We start from the raw sequence: 15,880 nt of genomic DNA on the forward strand, positions 1-15,880 counted from the left end.
ATGTTTGATATTGAAAAAATAAAATTGATAAAGTCGTTGCTTTATAAGAGTAAGGATATCGGTGGTTGTTTTGCAGAATTGGATAATTATCTTCAAGCTAATATGGTTTCTGAAGTTGTGGAGGAATTTGATAATATCAAACACGACTACCACTTAATGCTTGATTTTATAGGACGAGGCTTTAAAGATCCGAAGCGTGAGGATATTTATACATCTTTATTATATCGTTTAGACCGTCTCATTGATAATATACGAATTAAAATCAACATCTCAGAGGTTGAGGTATACAGAAATGCTGCTACACGCGCTTCGCTTTATAGTTCTGATTTTGATAGTATCAAGCATTCTTTGGAGAATTTTGTAACAGATTTAGCTTTGATAGGATTAGAACCTGAAGGAAATCGTGAAGAAAAGTCCCGTCTGGTTTATCAGAAACATCAAAAAGACCTTGATGGGTTATTTAACCAAATCTTAGTGAGCTCTTTGTGGGGTGAGTCTGAATATTCTTTTTATTCAGACCTTCTTACTTCTCCGATTATTGATTCTGCAGACGCTCAGTTACTTATTAGTGCGATAACAATCTCTTGTCTAAATGTTTTTGATTTCTTCAAGTTCAAGACCTTAATTAAGGTAGCATCATTATCTTCGGATATACATATTCATGCTAGATCTTTAGTTGGATGGGTTTTGTCTTTACCTGTAGAAAAGACGTTCTATGATGATCAAATAAGCGAAACGGTAAAGTTGTATTTGACTGATGATAATGCCTATTCAGAAATAATAGATTTGCAGAAGCAGATATTCTATTGTATGAATGTTGATAGCGATATCAAAAAAATAGAAACTGATATTATGCCAAATCTTACACAAAATAGTAATTTAAATATAACAAGATTTGGTATTTCTGAGAAGGAATCTGATACATTGAATGATATATTGCATTCAGGTGAAGAGGAAGAAAAAATAGAAAAGGCTGAAGCGAGTTTTCGGAAAATGATGGATATGCAGAAGCAAGGAAGTGATATCTTTTTTGGAGGTTTTGCTAAGATGAAATCTTTTCCATTTTTCCAGACGGTTTCAAATTGGTTTATGCCTTTTTATTCAGAACATCCAGAGATTGTTAGTCTAATAAAGGATCCAAAAGATAAACAGATCTTTTCTCGAATATTAGAAATAAATCCGTTTTGCTCAAGCGATAAATATTCTTTTATGTTAGCCCTATCTAGTGTTATACGGACGATACCGGCTGAAATGAAAGAACTTTTGGGTAGTTCTTCTTCTATGGCTGGAGGTGTTGTGGATATAGATCAGAATGCTCCGTCTTTTATACGTCGTTCTTATTTACAGGACCTCTTTAGATTTTATCGAATCTATCGCTTTTCAAGTTCCTTTGTTAATCCTTTTTCAGATAATGGTCGTCTTAAACATTATTTGTTTATCATTCACCGAGTTTTTAGGGGGATAGATGCTCTATATCTGGGTTATTTGGATTTAGCCAAATTTTTGTATAAAAATAAATCATATAAAAATGCAGAAATATTGTTGGATAATATTGATGCTTTAAAATTTTCGAAGGCAGATAGGTTCAATTTTTATATGCTTGCAGGATTGGTAGATGAAATACAAGATCTTCCTTTTGCAACGAGTAAATTTGAGAAAGCTTTGGAGATTGATGAGCATTCCGAAAAAACATTAAAGTGTTTGGCTCGTAATAGTTTTAATAATGGAAAGTATGAAGATGCTTATTCTTATTCTCAAAAGTTAGTTGAATATTATCCAAATAATAAGAGTCATGAAATCTATTTCTGCTTAACTTCTCTTTATAATGAGCATGTAGAAGAGGGTGTACAGCGATTATTTAAATTAAATTTTGAATATCCCGAAGATACAACAGTAATGCGTGTGTTGGCTTGGGGACTGATGCTTCAACAAAAGGTAGAGCAAGCCCAATCTTATTATGATACATTAGTTGCTGATAAATCAGGAATTTCTGCGGAAGACCTCATCAATAGGGGATATAGTTTGTGGATACAGGGAAAAATGCCAGAGGCTATTCAGTCTTTTAAGTCTTATTTTGAATTGAAAAAGGTAACTAAGCGAAAATCGTTAATCTTATCTATCTTTCACAAAGATAAGAACTTGCTTTATCTAAATCATGTTACAGATATAGATATGAATATAATGAGTGATTTATTAGCTTAAATGATATCCTCAACAAAAAAGCCATTCTAAAAAGAATGGCTTTTTTGTTGAGGATATTTATTTTAGATTTAATCGTTCATAGACAATAAGAACTCTTCATTATTACGTGTGTGAACCATTCTATCATGAATGGAATTCATAGCTTCTATAGGGTTCATATCTGATATGTATTTGCGTAATATCCACATTCTGTCAAGTGTAGTCTTGTCTTGTAACAAGTCATCTCGACGGGTACTTGAAGCAACCAAATTAACTGCAGGGAAGATACGTTTATTGCTAAGTGAGCGGTCAAGTTGAAGCTCCATATTACCGGTACCTTTGAATTCTTCAAAGATAACCTCATCCATTTTACTACCTGTATCGATGAGAGCCGTTGCAATAATAGTAAGAGAACCTCCACCTTCGATATTTCTAGCAGCTCCAAAGAATCTTTTTGGTTTTTGGAGAGCATTTGCATCAACACCACCAGTAAGTACTTTACCAGAAGCAGGGCTTACTGTGTTGTATGCTCTAGCGAGACGAGTAATAGAGTCTAGGAAGATAACGACATCATGTCCACATTCTACCATACGTTTTGCTTTCTCGAGAACAATACCGGCAATCTTGACATGTCGTTCTGCTGGTTCATCAAAAGTTGAAGCTACAACTTCAGCGTTCACAGTACGTTTCATGTCAGTAACTTCCTCAGGACGTTCATCGATAAGAAGCATCATCAGATAGGCTTCTGGGTGATTGGCAGCTATTGCATTAGCAATGCTCTTCATCAGTATGGTCTTACCTGTTTTTGGCTGTGCTACAATAAGTGCACGTTGTCCCTTACCAATAGGTGAGAACAAATCAACTACTCGTGTGCTCAGGTTTGTTGTTTCTCTATCTCCGCACAGTTCAAATTTAGTATCAGGGAATAGAGGGGTAAGATGTTCAAATGGAATTCTGTCTCTTACTTCAGAAGGTGTTCTACCATTGATTTTGTCAATGGATGTAAGAGGAAAATATTTCTCTCCATCATGAGGTGGTCGTACATGGCATAATACTACATCACCAGTTTTTAATCCATAACGTTTAATCTGGTTTGCTGCTACATATACATCGTCAGGAGATGAAAGGTAATTGTAATCGCTACTGCGTAAGAAACCATATCCGTCAGGCATTACTTCGAGTACACCATTTGCTGTAATCAAGTCTGCAAAATCATATTTAGCTTTGTTTACAACAGGATTGTTCACTGGTAGATATGCAGATGTTGCCATTGGAGTAGTAGGGCGATCGAACATGTCGAAATTAGGAACAGCCCCTTGATCTTCAATAGGTATGTCAACAACCGTAATAAAGTCAGTACCGTCACCAGGATCGCCTTCCCAAACTTGAGTCATACTTGCTTGAGACATATTAGGTACAGCTGCGTCATTATTTTCTGCAATATTCTTAGGCTCCATTGTTTCATTGTGAGCTTGAATTTTTGCTTGTAATTTTGCTAATAGTGCGCTGTTTTCATCGTCTTCATCGCCAGCTTTTGGTTCGTTAGGTTCAAAAGCTGCCTCAGGTACAAGGTCTGGTAAGATTTCTTCTGGTTGAGTTTGTTCTTCTGAGTGGAGTACATCAGAAGCTTCATTAAGTGCTTCTGCTACTCTTGATACCTTGGAGGTCTCTATATTTTCGACTTTTTCATTGGTAGCCGTTTCCTGTTCAGAAGAAACAGGATCTTCTTGGACGGCTTTTACGGTTTTTCGTGTACGTCTTTTGGTTGACGCTGTAGTTTCTTCTTGTTTTTTGTCATCTTCTTTGAAGAGAGAAGATTCTTGTACTACAGGTCCTTTAGCTTGGTTTTTGAGTACATCAAAATTTTCTCCATCTTTTCCTGTTACCGAATAAACTCTGTCTTCTTTTTTAGCGGAGATTCTTACTCTTTTTCGCTTAGTGGTAGGAGCTTTCGCACCTTCTGCCGCTTGTTGGTCAAGGATAGCATAAGCTAATTCTTCCTTGGTACTTCTTGATTTAAAGTGTGCACCAAGTTCACTAGCGATACCCTGTAACTCAGCGTTACTTTTGGATAATAGTTCTTCTTTACTATACATATTTAGTATGTAATATGGTATGATGAATTTCTGAATTTGAAATTATATGCTTCCAGAACGGAAGCATACTTGTTTTGAATTAACGACGCAAAGTTAGGCAAAAAAATTGGTTTATCCAAATTTTTTGCCTAACAAATTAATGTATATTATACATTGTATTCCGATAATTCAAGCCACCTCATACCTTTTTCATCTAAGATATCTTTGATTTGAGGTAATCGTTTACTCTTTTCAGTAAGTTCCTCGATGCTTAAATTACCAGAGCAGAGTTCTTCCTCGATTTGTTTCTGTTCTTTTTCAAGCGATTCTATATCTTTACTGAGTTGCTCAAACTCTTGTTTTTCTTTGTAGGTAAGTTTACGTTTTATCTGTTGATGATAGTCTTTTTTCTCCTTTTTCTCAGTATTTTTTCCCTGTTCGCTTTCTTCTTTTGATTTAAGGGCACTCCATTCTCGATATTGAGTATAGTTGCCTGGAAAATCTTTGATTTCGCCTTCACCTTTGAAAACGAGGAGATGATCTACTACTTTATCCATAAAGTATCGATCGTGGCTTACTACAATTACGCAACCAGGGAAATCTTGTAAATATTCCTCTAAAACTTGTAGAGTCTGAATGTCGAGATCGTTGGTAGGCTCGTCAAGTACAAGGAAATTAGGATTTTTCATCAATACCGTGCAGAGGTAAAGTTTTCTTTTCTGTCCTCCACTTAGTTTGTATACATAGTTGTATTGCTCTTCAGGTGTGAAAAGGAAAAATTGTAGAAATTGTGAAGCTGTCATATGTCGACCACCTCCAAGGTCTATATAGTCAGCTATCTTGGTAATAACATCGATAACCTTATCATTTTCATCAAATTTTAATCCTTCCTGAGAAAAGTATCCGAAACGAACAGTTTCGCCAATATCAAATTTTCCGCTATCTGGCTGTACCAGTCCAAGAAGCATTTTTATAAATGTAGACTTTCCTGTACCATTATTGCCGACAATACCCATTTTTTCGAATCGGGAAAAATTATAATAGAAGTCTTTCAGAATGACGGTATTATCCCATGCTTTTGAAACATACTGACACTCAAAAATTTTACTTCCTATATATACGTTGCTGGCTTTTAATCGTACTTGTCGATCTTCAATTCGCTGTTTGGCTTTTGCTTCTAAATCATAAAATGCTTCTTCGCGATATCGTGCTTTATGACCACGGGCCTGAGGCTGCCGTCTCATCCATTCAAGTTCTCTGCGATATAAATTCTTGGAATGTTGAATCTCAGCTCTGAGATTATCCATTCGTGCCTGTCGCTTTTCAAGATAATAACTATAATTACCTCTATATGTATAAATCTGTTTGTTGTCGAGTTCTAGAATAATGTCGCAAACACGATCCAAAAAGAAACGGTCGTGAGTAACCATCAAGAGGGTTTTATTTCCTCGGTTAAGGTATCCTTCCAACCATTCTATCATATCTAAATCTAGATGGTTAGTAGGTTCGTCTAAGATTAGAAAATCTGGTTCGGTTATCAGTACATTAGCTAAGGCAACTCGTTTTTGTTGTCCACCACTTAGTTGCCCCATAGGCTGGTCTAAATTCTTAATCTTTAATTGTGTGAGAATTTGCTTAGCCTTAATAACTTTTTCAGGATCGCCATGATGATTGAAGCATGCATCTAGGACGCTTTCGTTTTCATCAAAGTCAGGGGCTTGTTCCAGACAACCGATTCTCAGGTCTCTGCGGTATATTATATCTCCACTTTCGTAACCTTCTTTGCCTGTTAAGACTGAGATAAGAGTAGACTTTCCTGTTCCATTTTGGGCTATTAAACCAACTTTTTGCCCCTCTGAGATGGAAAATGATATATTTTCAAAGAGAATTTCGGCTCCAAATCTCTTTGATAAATTTTGGACGTCAAGATAAGGTATATTCTGTGCCATATTTACTTTGCAAGAGTCTTATTCCATTGTTCGATATAATCTAGAATTTCTTCTTTACCAAGTTTCTTTTCACTACTGGTAATAAAATATGGTGGAAGATCTTCCCAAGTGTCTTGTAATTGCTTCATCCATGCTTCCGCATTCTTTTTGGCTTTTACAGGACCTAGTTTATCGGCTTTGGTGAAAACTATGGCAAATGGTATTTGACTTTTTCCTAACCAGTCTACAAATTCTCGGTCAATCTTCTGTTGCTCGTGACGTACATCTATGAGTACAAATACGTTATACAGTTGCTGTCGTTGTAATATATAGGAAGATATCATTTGCTCCAGCTTTTGCTGAACCGATTTCGAGCGCTTGGCAAATCCATATCCCGGAAGGTCTACAAGATACCACTCATTATTGATAATAAAATGGTTAATGAGTAGAGTCTTACCAGGAGTAGCTGATGTCTTGGCCAAACCTTTATGGTTGCAGAGCATATTGATAAGACTTGATTTTCCAACATTAGATCTGCCTATAAAAGCATACTCTGGCTTGTTATCCTTCGGACACTTACTGACAGTAGGAGCCGATATTGTGAATTCTGATTTTTTGATAATCATGTTTTTACTAATTTAGGCTACAAAGTTACAAAAAAAAACAGTATCTTTGCACTAAACATTGCTTAATATGAAAGAAATCAAATGGGGATTTATTGGTTGTGGTGAAGTAACTGAAAAAAAATCAGGACCAGCTTTTAATGAAGTGGAAGGTTCGCAAGTTGTGGCAGTTATGGGACGTAATGAAAATAAGGTTCGTGCTTATGCAGAAAAACACCATATTCGAAAGTGGTATACTGATGCACAGGAACTTATAGACGATCCTGATGTGAATGCTATTTATGTAGCAACACCGCCATCGTCTCATGCGACGTATGCTATTATGTCTATGAATGCAGGTAAACCTGTATATATTGAGAAACCATTAGCTTCAAGTTATGAAGATTGTATTCGTATTAATCGAGTAAGTGAACAGACAGGAGTTCCTTGTTTTGTGGCTTATTATAGAAGGTATCTTCCTTATTTTCAAAAGGTAAAGCAACTTCTAAATGATGGTTGTATTGGTAATGTTCTTAACGTTCAACTACGCTTTTCGGTACCGCCAAGAGAATTAGACTACTCTTCAGAGAAGGAGTTACCATGGCGTCTACAACCTGATATTTCTGGAGGAGGCTATTTTTATGATTTAGCACCACACCAGATCGATATGTTACAAGATTTATTTGGTGTTATAACTCGTGCTCATGGTTATCCAAGTAATCGCGCACATCTATATGCTCCTGAAGATACAATCTCAGCTTGCTTCTTCTTTGAAAGTGGAATCCCTGGAAGTGGAAGTTGGTGTTTTGTTGGTCATGAAAGTGCGAAAGAGGATTGTATCGAAGTTATTGGTGATAAAGGAACCCTTTCTTTTTCTGTTTTTCATTATGATCCTATTCGTTTGATTACAAGTGATGGAACACAGAATATATCGGTTGATAATCCACCATATGTTCAGTTGCCAATAATTCGTAGTGTTATTGAAGATTTGCAGGGAATAGGTCATTGTAGTTGTACTAGTGTTTCTGCAACCCCAGCTAATTGGGTTCTTGATCGTATCCTATGGAAAAATTAAAAGAGTGGTGAGTGATTTTTGATGATTAATGTGGCATTTATTGTAAGATGAAGCGGTTATTGATTTGGGTCGGATTATGTCTTGGATTTTTGAGTACTCCTGTGAAAGCTCAGCATACTATTTATTCTCAAGCAGATAGTATTCAAGTCGTTCGACTTCTTAAAGAGGCTCAGAAGAATAAAGAGAAGAATGTGAGCTGGATGCTCTATTTTGGTAGAAAACTGCAAGGTGTTCCCTATGTAGGTGGAGTCCTTGATGATGGTGAGCAGGAAAATCTTATAATTAATCTTAGACAGTTGGATTGTACTACATTTGTGGAGCAAGTACTTGCTTTAAGTCAGTGTGCCTCTCACCATAAATATAGTTGGAATGATTTTCTGTCATATATGAAGAATATCCGGTATATTGATGGTCAAATTAGTTATGTTAAGCGCCAGCATTATTTTACTACTTGGATAAATGACAATGTTATACAAGGCTTGGTAAAAGATGTTCAAGGACCTGTTCCTCCATTTTCGTCAAAACAGACGATTCATGTAAATTATATGACTACTCATATTAGCTTGTATAAAATGCTAAAAGCACATCCTGCTTGGGTTCATGGTATTCAAACGATGGAGAATGATATAAATGGCAAGGTTTATCGATATATACCAAAGGAGAAAATCTCTAATACCTCTTTGTTAAGAAGGACGATTCATGATGGAGATATATTAGTTATGATTACGAATAAAAAGGGACTTGATACATCGCATATTGGTATTGCCAGTTGGCATAAAGATGGATTACATATGCTGAATGCTTCAAGTGTTCATAAAAAAGTGATAGAAGAACCGATGACTTTGTTTAAATATATGCAAAAACATCCATCACAAATTGGTGTTCGCGTGGTTAGACCTTTATATAAATGACTCAAATAATAGTACTTTAAAATAGAGTATAGAATGATATTCGATACATAGAATTCGGTTACGACGATAATTATAAATCTGTTGTTGACTTCTATAGGTAGAACAGGGTATTTTTTTGTATACTATTATGACGCTTTATCCTCACATCCAGCAATTCCATAGCCAAAGAGGGAAAAGCTTACACTTAGGCTGGTAAACACTATACTTTCGCAGTATAAACATCATGTTTTTAACCTATAAACACTATAGTTTTACCATGCATTTATCAGTTTTACAAAACGACAAATTACAAGACGGTTCATGTCAATTAAAATCAAAAAACATTAGTCGCAGGTATAATAAAAAAGAAAAGAGTTGCGCAAAGCGCAACTCTTTCTTATTATCCATTTATTTCTTTCAAGAAATCAGAAGGATTTTTTCCATATTCTTTCTTGAAAGCATCTCGGAAACTTCCTATATTGTTAAATCCTGCCATATGAGCAGCATCTTTAGCACTATATTTCCTTGTAGCTAGCAATTCCATACTATACTGTATTCTTTTTTTTCTGACATACTCTTTTGGTGTTAGATCGGTCAAGCCCTTAACTTTTCTATACAAGGTAGATTCACTCATGTACATCTTGTCTGTCATGAAATTCATGTCTAAATCTAAGTTGTCAATATTGTCATTGATCATCTGATTAAATTTATCCATAAACTCTTGGTCTATAGGAGATAGTCTTAATTCTATTATCTGGTCTTCATTTTTCCCGATATTGTCATTTGTAGTACTGTCATTATAAGTGCTGTTATGGTATTCTTCGGAATTAGAATTATTTTCTGCAGATACTTCTATGGCTTTTGTATTATCTACTTGATTAAAGCGTCTGCTTCTTGTGTCAGAAGTTAGCAATTCTACCATACGCTCGTGAGCCTTGAAAATATTGAGAACACGGGCTTTTAGTAGTTTCCCACTAAACGGTTTGGTTAGATATGAATCAGCTCCAATTTCGTAACCTTTAGCTTGATCCTCTATCGTGTCTTTTGCCGTTAATAAGACTACAGGAATGTGGCTAGTACGAATATCGCTCTTTATGAGACGAGTCATTTCTATGCCATCCATGACAGGCATCATGATATCGCTAATGATGAGGCTAGGAGTTTTAGTAACAGCTAATTCCAAGCCTTCCTTACCATTTACACCTTGGTAAATGGTAAAGTTATCGCTGAAGATGTCTGCAACATATTGACGAATATCGGCATTGTCTTCAACTACCAATAGTGATTTCTCATTCTTATTATTAGGATAATCTTGTGGTGAGTCCTGAATTGTTACGGAATTATTTGCGAATTCAGCATTCGTCGTATCATCCTTGATCGGTGTAAACGTCTTTACCTCAGGCTCCTCATGAAGGGCATTTGGATAAGTTGCATTAATATTGAACGAAAGAGTGAAAGATGTACCCTTACCGATCTCACTTGTTACATCAATAGTAACTTGGTGCAAATCAGCCAAATTCTTTACCAAGGAAAGACCCACACCTGTACCTTTTGATTGGTGCTTGCCATTTACCATGTAGAATCTTTCGAAAATATGTGGAAGAGATTCTTTATCAATGCCGAAACCTGTATCTGATATGTTTAATTTTAATTTATCATTATCTACTTTAAGAGAAAGAGTGATATGTCCCTTAGATGTATATTTGACAGCGTTAGAAAGTAAGTTCTCTACGATAGTCGTGATCGCATTTTTGTCATACCATATATCAGGACAATTGCTATCTATGTCAATAATGAATTCTACTTTAGAATTCTTATTGGCTTTTTTGTATTTTTCGCCAAGATCAGCAATAAGCTTGTTTATACTGCCATATTTCACAATTAATTCTCGAATTTTATTTTCAGTTTTTCGGAATTCGAGTAACTGGTTGATCAAGTTGAGCAAGCGCATGCTGCTATTATGAATTGATTCGATTTTTTCTTTTAAATTGTTGGAAAGTTCTTTATCATTTTTCAAGTCTTCCAATCTGCTCATAACGAGACTTAGCGGAGTTCTCAATTCATTAGTAATAGAGGTGAAGAAACGCATTCTGTCTTTTATTTCTTGCTCTCTACTTTCATTTTTCTGTTTTTCTAGACTTAAGCCAGCTTTTAAATATAAGTGATGATAATAGCTCCATACGGCATAGCCGATAACGGTACCTGCTAGTAAAGCATATAATAATATAGACCACCAGCACCAATACCATGGTGAATTAATCGTGATTTCAATTTCGCTAACCTTGGCTTTATCCCAAGTGTCACTTTTGAGTTTTGCTCTTACCTGGAAAGTGTACGTGCCAGGTTTGAGTTCTAGAAAAGAAACATCATCAGCATTATTAATAGCGATCCAGTCTTTGCTTAGACCAAGCATTCTATATTCATATTCTACAAATTCAATTTGTGCATAGTTGTTAACGCTAAAACGAACAGAGAAAGTATTTTGGTCGTGACCTAAAATATATTTGCCTTCTTCTTTTGGGGTAAATCCTATAATACCATCGATAACGATAGGCGATATATTCATTTTACGCTTTGTTTCTTTTATTTTAAAATAGCAAGCCCCTTTAGTAAAGCCAAAGAATAGAGTGCCATCGGGAGTGAAAGCAACAGCTTTTTCCATAAAGTCTCCCTTAGGTAATCCATTATGTGACCCATAAAAGGTGATTGTACTAGTTTGTTTATTATGACAAATAATGTCATCGTATGTACAGCCCCATAAATTGCCATTGGCATCTTCTTGGATACTCCTGAAATTATTATCACCGTTTTCGTCAGGTAATCCATATCGGATGATACGATGAGGATATTTAGTATCTTTTATTTCTAATAGACCATAGGTTGAAGCAATCCAGATCCCCCCTTTTTTGTTTAGTAAGAACTGGTTTACACCGGTAGCGAAATTATTTCCTGTGTTTCTAGATATGATTATTCTGTTATTTTGATCAAAAACGGTAAAACCTCCAGAAGTGGTTCCTACCCAGAGCTTGCCTTGATGGTCTCGTATGATTGCACTTGTGGAAGTTGTGTTAAGCTGGCTGTTGATAGCTTTTAGCGGTCTGCAGGTATTGCCTTTAACGGAGTATATTCCATTACTAGTCGCTATAAGCATAGAACCGTCTTTTTCTGTGAAGAAGTCTTTAACGTCGCAATGGCTTAATTCAGGAATACGAGGTAAAAAAGTTCCCGTTTTCGCATCCATGACAAGAGCACCTTCTTCACGAAGTCCAATCCAAATTCTACCATTATTATCCTTTTGAAAGCATATAACTTGAGTAAGATTTCCATTGATGTAAGGTAAAATATTCCAAGTTTTTACCTCTTTTAAATTCTTATAAAGTGAAAATTCGTTTTGTCTTCCTACAAAAATACTGCCATCTGGGAACCCTTTTAAGCCATATACCGGATTGTACAGCTTATTATTATTTTTATCCTCAGAGTTTCTGTTGAGAATGTGGAATGGAGAGGCTAGCTTAGATATAAAATCTATACCTCCACCTTTATGTCCGGCCCAAATGTTTCCATATTGGTCTATTCGTACAACTCGTAAGTTTGGTGAAGATAATTTACCGACAATATTACTAATATTTTCAAATTTAATCTGTTGTAGCTGTGGGCTGGTATATACATTCAGGTCGATAATATTACCACCATAGTCAGTCGTAATGACCAATTTGTGTTCTTTAGTTTCTCTAACTTGATGTACATTATTACTCATCAAGCCAAAATCATTTCCAGTGAAAGTGTATTGTATGTAACTACCATCATTCAAATTAACAAGGAATAAGCCATTTGATGTGGCAACCCAAACATTGTGTAAGTGATCTATGAAAACGTCTCTAACAGACTGGTTAGCTAAATAGTGGCGTGTATTTTTTGTTCTTTGATCTACAGAATAGAGACCTGAGCGCCAGGTTCCGACAAGAAGATGCCCATTACCATCATCGAGAATAGATGTTGGTTTGGCAAGTCCTTTTTTGAAGGAATTAATTTTCATGAGTGAAGTTTTTTTAGTGGCTGCATCATACATGCAAATATCTCCATTGTCGCAGGCTATCCAAATTCGTCCTTTTCCGGCACCAGCTATGCTCGTTGCTCCATTTGTTCGGAGTCCATTGTTTGTGGTTAAAGTATCAAATTTTTGAGTAATACAATTAATAATGCTTATCCCTCGTTTGCTGGATACACAATATAATAAATTGTTGTAATGATCGTAAAAAAGCTTATTGATAATGCTGCTTACGATAGGAGAAGTCTTATATCTATACATATAGATATGACTTCCAACGATGTGATTTAGTCCATAATCAGTTGCAACCCATGTGAATCCTTGTTTGTCGAATGTGATGTCATTGACAAATTCATTAGAAAGGCCTTCTTCAAGTCCGATATGTTTCACATTAATATAATCGCAATTAGCTGCTATTATTTTTTGCGCTGAACATGTTAATAGCAGAAACATTACGAAATATTTGATAGGAGTTAATGTGTTCATCATTGTTCTATTTAAATGTTTGATTTTCCAAATATAATAAAAAAATGTGAAATAAGGAAATAAAAATAACATTTTTTCTAATTTGGTACTAATTAGACCATGTTTTGAAGGGTAAATTTGTTAAAGGTTGCTAAATTGAGAAGAAAATAATACAATATCTATTAAGAATAATGTATTTTTGCAAAGTTTAGATTACTTTGATAAAAGGTAAAGGGTAAATATTTAGGCATGAGTAATGAAGAGTATAAGGCCTTTCAAGTAGTACATGAAGGGTTTACAACCAGAGAAGCAATAGATGAGGCAAAACGTTGTTTGCATTGTAAGGTACCTCAGTGTAAAAAGGGGTGTCCTATAGGTAATGATATTCCTGATTTTGTTCATGAGTTATCCATGGGAAATATAGGTTCAGCCATGAGCATTATTAATAATAAGAGTAATTTGCCTGCTATTTGCGGACGAGTTTGTCCTCATGAGAAGCAGTGTCAAGGTCATTGCGTAATGAACAAAAAGGGCAATCCTATTCAAATAGGAAAGCTCGAACAGTTTATTGCAGACTTTGATACAAAGATGAACCTTACTCGTGATAAACTTCCTCAAAAAAATAGAGGAAAAATTGCTGTTATCGGTTCTGGTCCTGCTGGTCTTACCGTTGCTGGTGACATGGCACGTCAAGGCTTTTCTGTGACTATTTTTGAAGGTCAAGAAGAGCCTGGTGGAGTATTGATGTTTGGTATACCTGAATATCGTTTGCCTAAGAAAGTAGTACGTGCTGAAATTGCTAAAATTGAAGCTTTGGGTGTAAATATTATTTGTAACACTTTGGTTGGTGAAAATGGTATTACTGTTGATAGCCTTTTCCAACAGGGCTTTGATGCTATTTTTATGGGAACAGGTACAGCAATACCTCAAAATATGAATAATACCCCTGGTGCTACTTTACGGGGTGTAACTCAGAGTACTGATTTTCTTCACAATGTAAATGCATATAATGAGGGCGTTATTGGTCGTGAAATGGTGCCTTTGCGAACAGGTGAGAAAGTAGGTGTCATTGGTGGTGGTAATGTGGCTATGGATGCTGCACGTACAGCCATTCGATTGGGGGCTGATGTAACGGTGTTGTATAGACGAACACAAGAGGAAATGCCTGCTATTCAAAGTGAATATGAAGAAGCTGTAAATGAAGGGGTGAAGTTTAAATGGGAAACTTCTGTCTCGGAATTTATTGCAGGTCCTAATGGTCGTCTTGGAAAATGTAAGTTGGTTACTCCAGAAGGTGAGTGCGAAGAAAATTTTGATCGTATTTATCTTGCTATAGGTAGCCGTCCTGCTAATCGTATTGTTAGTACTACAGAGGGTATTGAAGTTGACGAAAAAGGTTATGTGAAGGTGGTAGATTACCCATTTGGTATGACCACTCGTAGAGGACTTTTTGCTGGTGGTGATGTTGTACATCGTCCGCAAACTGTAGTCTTGGCTATGAAGGCTGCTAAAGAGGTCGCTGCGAGTATGATGCAGTATGTTGATGCTATTAAATTGTTGCAAGCTGCCAAGATAGTGGAAGCTGATGCTGCTGAGGAATCTGAAGATTAATATAAGTATCGTTAAGATATTTGTTATTTATTATAAAATTTCCTATCTTTGCTTTATGAAAGATAGGAAATTTTATTTTGTAGCAATTTGCGTGGGTTTAGTTTTAGCTGTTTTTATTATATCAGCTCCTGATGGATATGCTCATCGTGACCGAGTAAAGGAAGAATTACGTCAATTAATGTCATCACGGTTGATGAAGAGGACTGGTGCTTCAAAGCAGTTGAATAATGCTATGATAGATTTTACAGTTGATCATTCGTTGTATGTGGATGATTATTATTTTTGTACTGTAGGGCGCATGACTATTGGTGGTTCTGAAGTAAGTACTTCTGTGGGTGTTCTTGGTAAAGTTTTTCTGATTAACGAAGAACGGGTAAAACAACAAGTAAATAGTCTAAACATCATGAAATGATTTAATTTCAGTACTGCTTTGCAAAAATAGTTTTATGTATTATATATGGATGGTGTAAGTGATAAATGTATATTTAGCTCGTTTTTTTCTAATTTTTGATAAATGCTATAAGTGGTTGATTTAGTGATATTTATGTATGATATAGAAAAACGCTCTAAAAATAATTCAAAAAAAGTCTTTGAAAAGTTTGGCAGTATGGAAGAAAAATAGTACCTTTGCACTCGCAATTCAGAAATACACTACTTGCTAGTGTTGAAACAATGCACCCTTAGCTCAGTTGGTAGAGCAACTGACTCTTAATCAGTGGGTCTAGGGTTCGAATCCCTAAGGGTGTACATTGTATGGAATTTCTGAAATTTATGCACCCTTAGCTCAGTTGGTAGAGCAACTGACTCTTAATCAGTGGGTCTAGGGTTCGAATCCCTAAGGGTGTACATAGAAGAAGGCTGATGGTTATATACATCAGCCTTTTTTCGTATATATGGGCTTTCCGGCAGTTTTTGTTGTTTCGCAAAAAACTATATGAGCGTACGAAAATTCATATATATGCTACTAAACCGTTACCAGGCTTCTGCAAAACCGTTACCACATGA

Annotated in this window: 9 protein-coding genes and 2 tRNA genes; 7 read left to right on the forward strand and 4 right to left on the reverse strand. The window is 35.8% G+C overall.

The window, feature by feature from the left end:
• The gene (locus L6469_RS01625) at window positions 1–2,202 is read left to right on the forward strand and encodes a tetratricopeptide repeat protein (protein ID WP_006282969.1); all 2,202 of its coding nucleotides are present in this window, start codon (window positions 1–3) and stop codon (window positions 2,200–2,202) included.
• Between the two features lie 68 nt (window positions 2,203–2,270).
• Here L6469_RS01625 and rho read toward each other — a convergent pair whose 3' ends face one another.
• The 3 genes from rho to yihA all read right to left on the reverse strand — a co-directional run bounded on the left by rho (window position 2,271) and on the right by yihA (window position 6,810).
• Window positions 2,271–4,277: a transcription termination factor Rho gene (gene rho / locus L6469_RS01630; protein WP_006282968.1), complete on the reverse strand. Its 2,007-nt coding sequence runs from the start codon at window positions 4,275–4,277 to the stop codon at window positions 2,271–2,273.
• Between the two features lie 146 nt (window positions 4,278–4,423).
• Window positions 4,424–6,205 carry an ABC-F family ATP-binding cassette domain-containing protein gene (locus L6469_RS01635; RefSeq protein ID WP_006282967.1) on the reverse strand — a complete coding sequence of 594 codons (1,782 nt, stop codon included), beginning with the start codon at window positions 6,203–6,205 and terminating at the stop codon, window positions 4,424–4,426.
• Window positions 6,206–6,207: 2 nt separating this feature from the next.
• Entirely contained in the window at window positions 6,208–6,810 is a 603-nt protein-coding gene (yihA, locus tag L6469_RS01640; protein WP_006282966.1) for a ribosome biogenesis GTP-binding protein YihA/YsxC, read from the reverse strand.
• Between the two features lie 67 nt (window positions 6,811–6,877).
• On the opposite strand from yihA, the gene L6469_RS01645 reads away from it, so the two are divergent.
• Window positions 6,878–7,861, forward strand: a complete 984-nt coding sequence (locus tag L6469_RS01645; RefSeq protein WP_006282965.1) for a Gfo/Idh/MocA family protein — start codon at window positions 6,878–6,880, stop codon at window positions 7,859–7,861.
• 47 nt (window positions 7,862–7,908) lie between these two features.
• Window positions 7,909–8,772: an N-acetylmuramoyl-L-alanine amidase-like domain-containing protein gene (locus L6469_RS01650; protein ID WP_006282964.1), complete on the forward strand. Its 864-nt coding sequence runs from the start codon at window positions 7,909–7,911 to the stop codon at window positions 8,770–8,772.
• 379 nt (window positions 8,773–9,151) lie between these two features.
• Here L6469_RS01650 and L6469_RS01655 read toward each other — a convergent pair whose 3' ends face one another.
• Window positions 9,152–13,288 (reverse strand): hybrid sensor histidine kinase/response regulator transcription factor, encoded by a 4,137-nt coding sequence (locus L6469_RS01655; protein WP_006282963.1) that lies wholly within the window; start codon window positions 13,286–13,288, stop codon window positions 9,152–9,154.
• Window positions 13,289–13,513: 225 nt separating this feature from the next.
• Here L6469_RS01655 and L6469_RS01660 point away from each other — a divergent pair, with 225 nt between their 5' ends.
• The 4 genes from L6469_RS01660 to L6469_RS01675 all read left to right on the forward strand — a co-directional run bounded on the left by L6469_RS01660 (window position 13,514) and on the right by L6469_RS01675 (window position 15,721).
• A complete protein-coding gene (locus tag L6469_RS01660; protein WP_006282962.1) occupies window positions 13,514–14,875 on the forward strand; it encodes an NAD(P)-dependent oxidoreductase in 1,362 nt (453 codons plus the stop codon).
• Between the two features lie 91 nt (window positions 14,876–14,966).
• The gene (locus L6469_RS01665) at window positions 14,967–15,287 is read left to right on the forward strand and encodes a hypothetical protein (RefSeq protein WP_143067200.1); all 321 of its coding nucleotides are present in this window, start codon (window positions 14,967–14,969) and stop codon (window positions 15,285–15,287) included.
• Window positions 15,288–15,549: 262 nt separating this feature from the next.
• Window positions 15,550–15,622, forward strand: a tRNA-Lys gene (locus tag L6469_RS01670).
• 26 nt (window positions 15,623–15,648) lie between these two features.
• A tRNA-Lys gene (locus L6469_RS01675) sits at window positions 15,649–15,721 on the forward strand.
• Window positions 15,722–15,880 lie beyond the last annotated feature (159 nt).

This window comes from Segatella baroniae B14 (assembly GCF_022024235.1).
GTDB lineage: Bacteria > Bacteroidota > Bacteroidia > Bacteroidales > Bacteroidaceae > Prevotella > Prevotella bryantii.

Coding starts and splice junctions, on each gene's coding strand:
- L6469_RS01660 (WP_006282962.1), top strand. CDS start 13,514: ATGAGTAATGAAGAGTATAAGGCCTTTCAAGTAGTACATGAAGGGTTT.
- L6469_RS01625 (WP_006282969.1), top strand. CDS start 1: ATGTTTGATATTGAAAAAATAAAATTGATAAAGTCGTTGCTTTATAAG.
- L6469_RS01635 (WP_006282967.1), bottom strand. CDS start 6,205: ATGGCACAGAATATACCTTATCTTGACGTCCAAAATTTATCAAAGAGA.
- L6469_RS01645 (WP_006282965.1), top strand. CDS start 6,878: ATGAAAGAAATCAAATGGGGATTTATTGGTTGTGGTGAAGTAACTGAA.
- L6469_RS01650 (WP_006282964.1), top strand. CDS start 7,909: ATGAAGCGGTTATTGATTTGGGTCGGATTATGTCTTGGATTTTTGAGT.
- L6469_RS01655 (WP_006282963.1), bottom strand. CDS start 13,288: ATGATGAACACATTAACTCCTATCAAATATTTCGTAATGTTTCTGCTA.
- rho (WP_006282968.1), bottom strand. CDS start 4,277: ATGTATAGTAAAGAAGAACTATTATCCAAAAGTAACGCTGAGTTACAG.
- yihA (WP_006282966.1), bottom strand. CDS start 6,810: ATGATTATCAAAAAATCAGAATTCACAATATCGGCTCCTACTGTCAGT.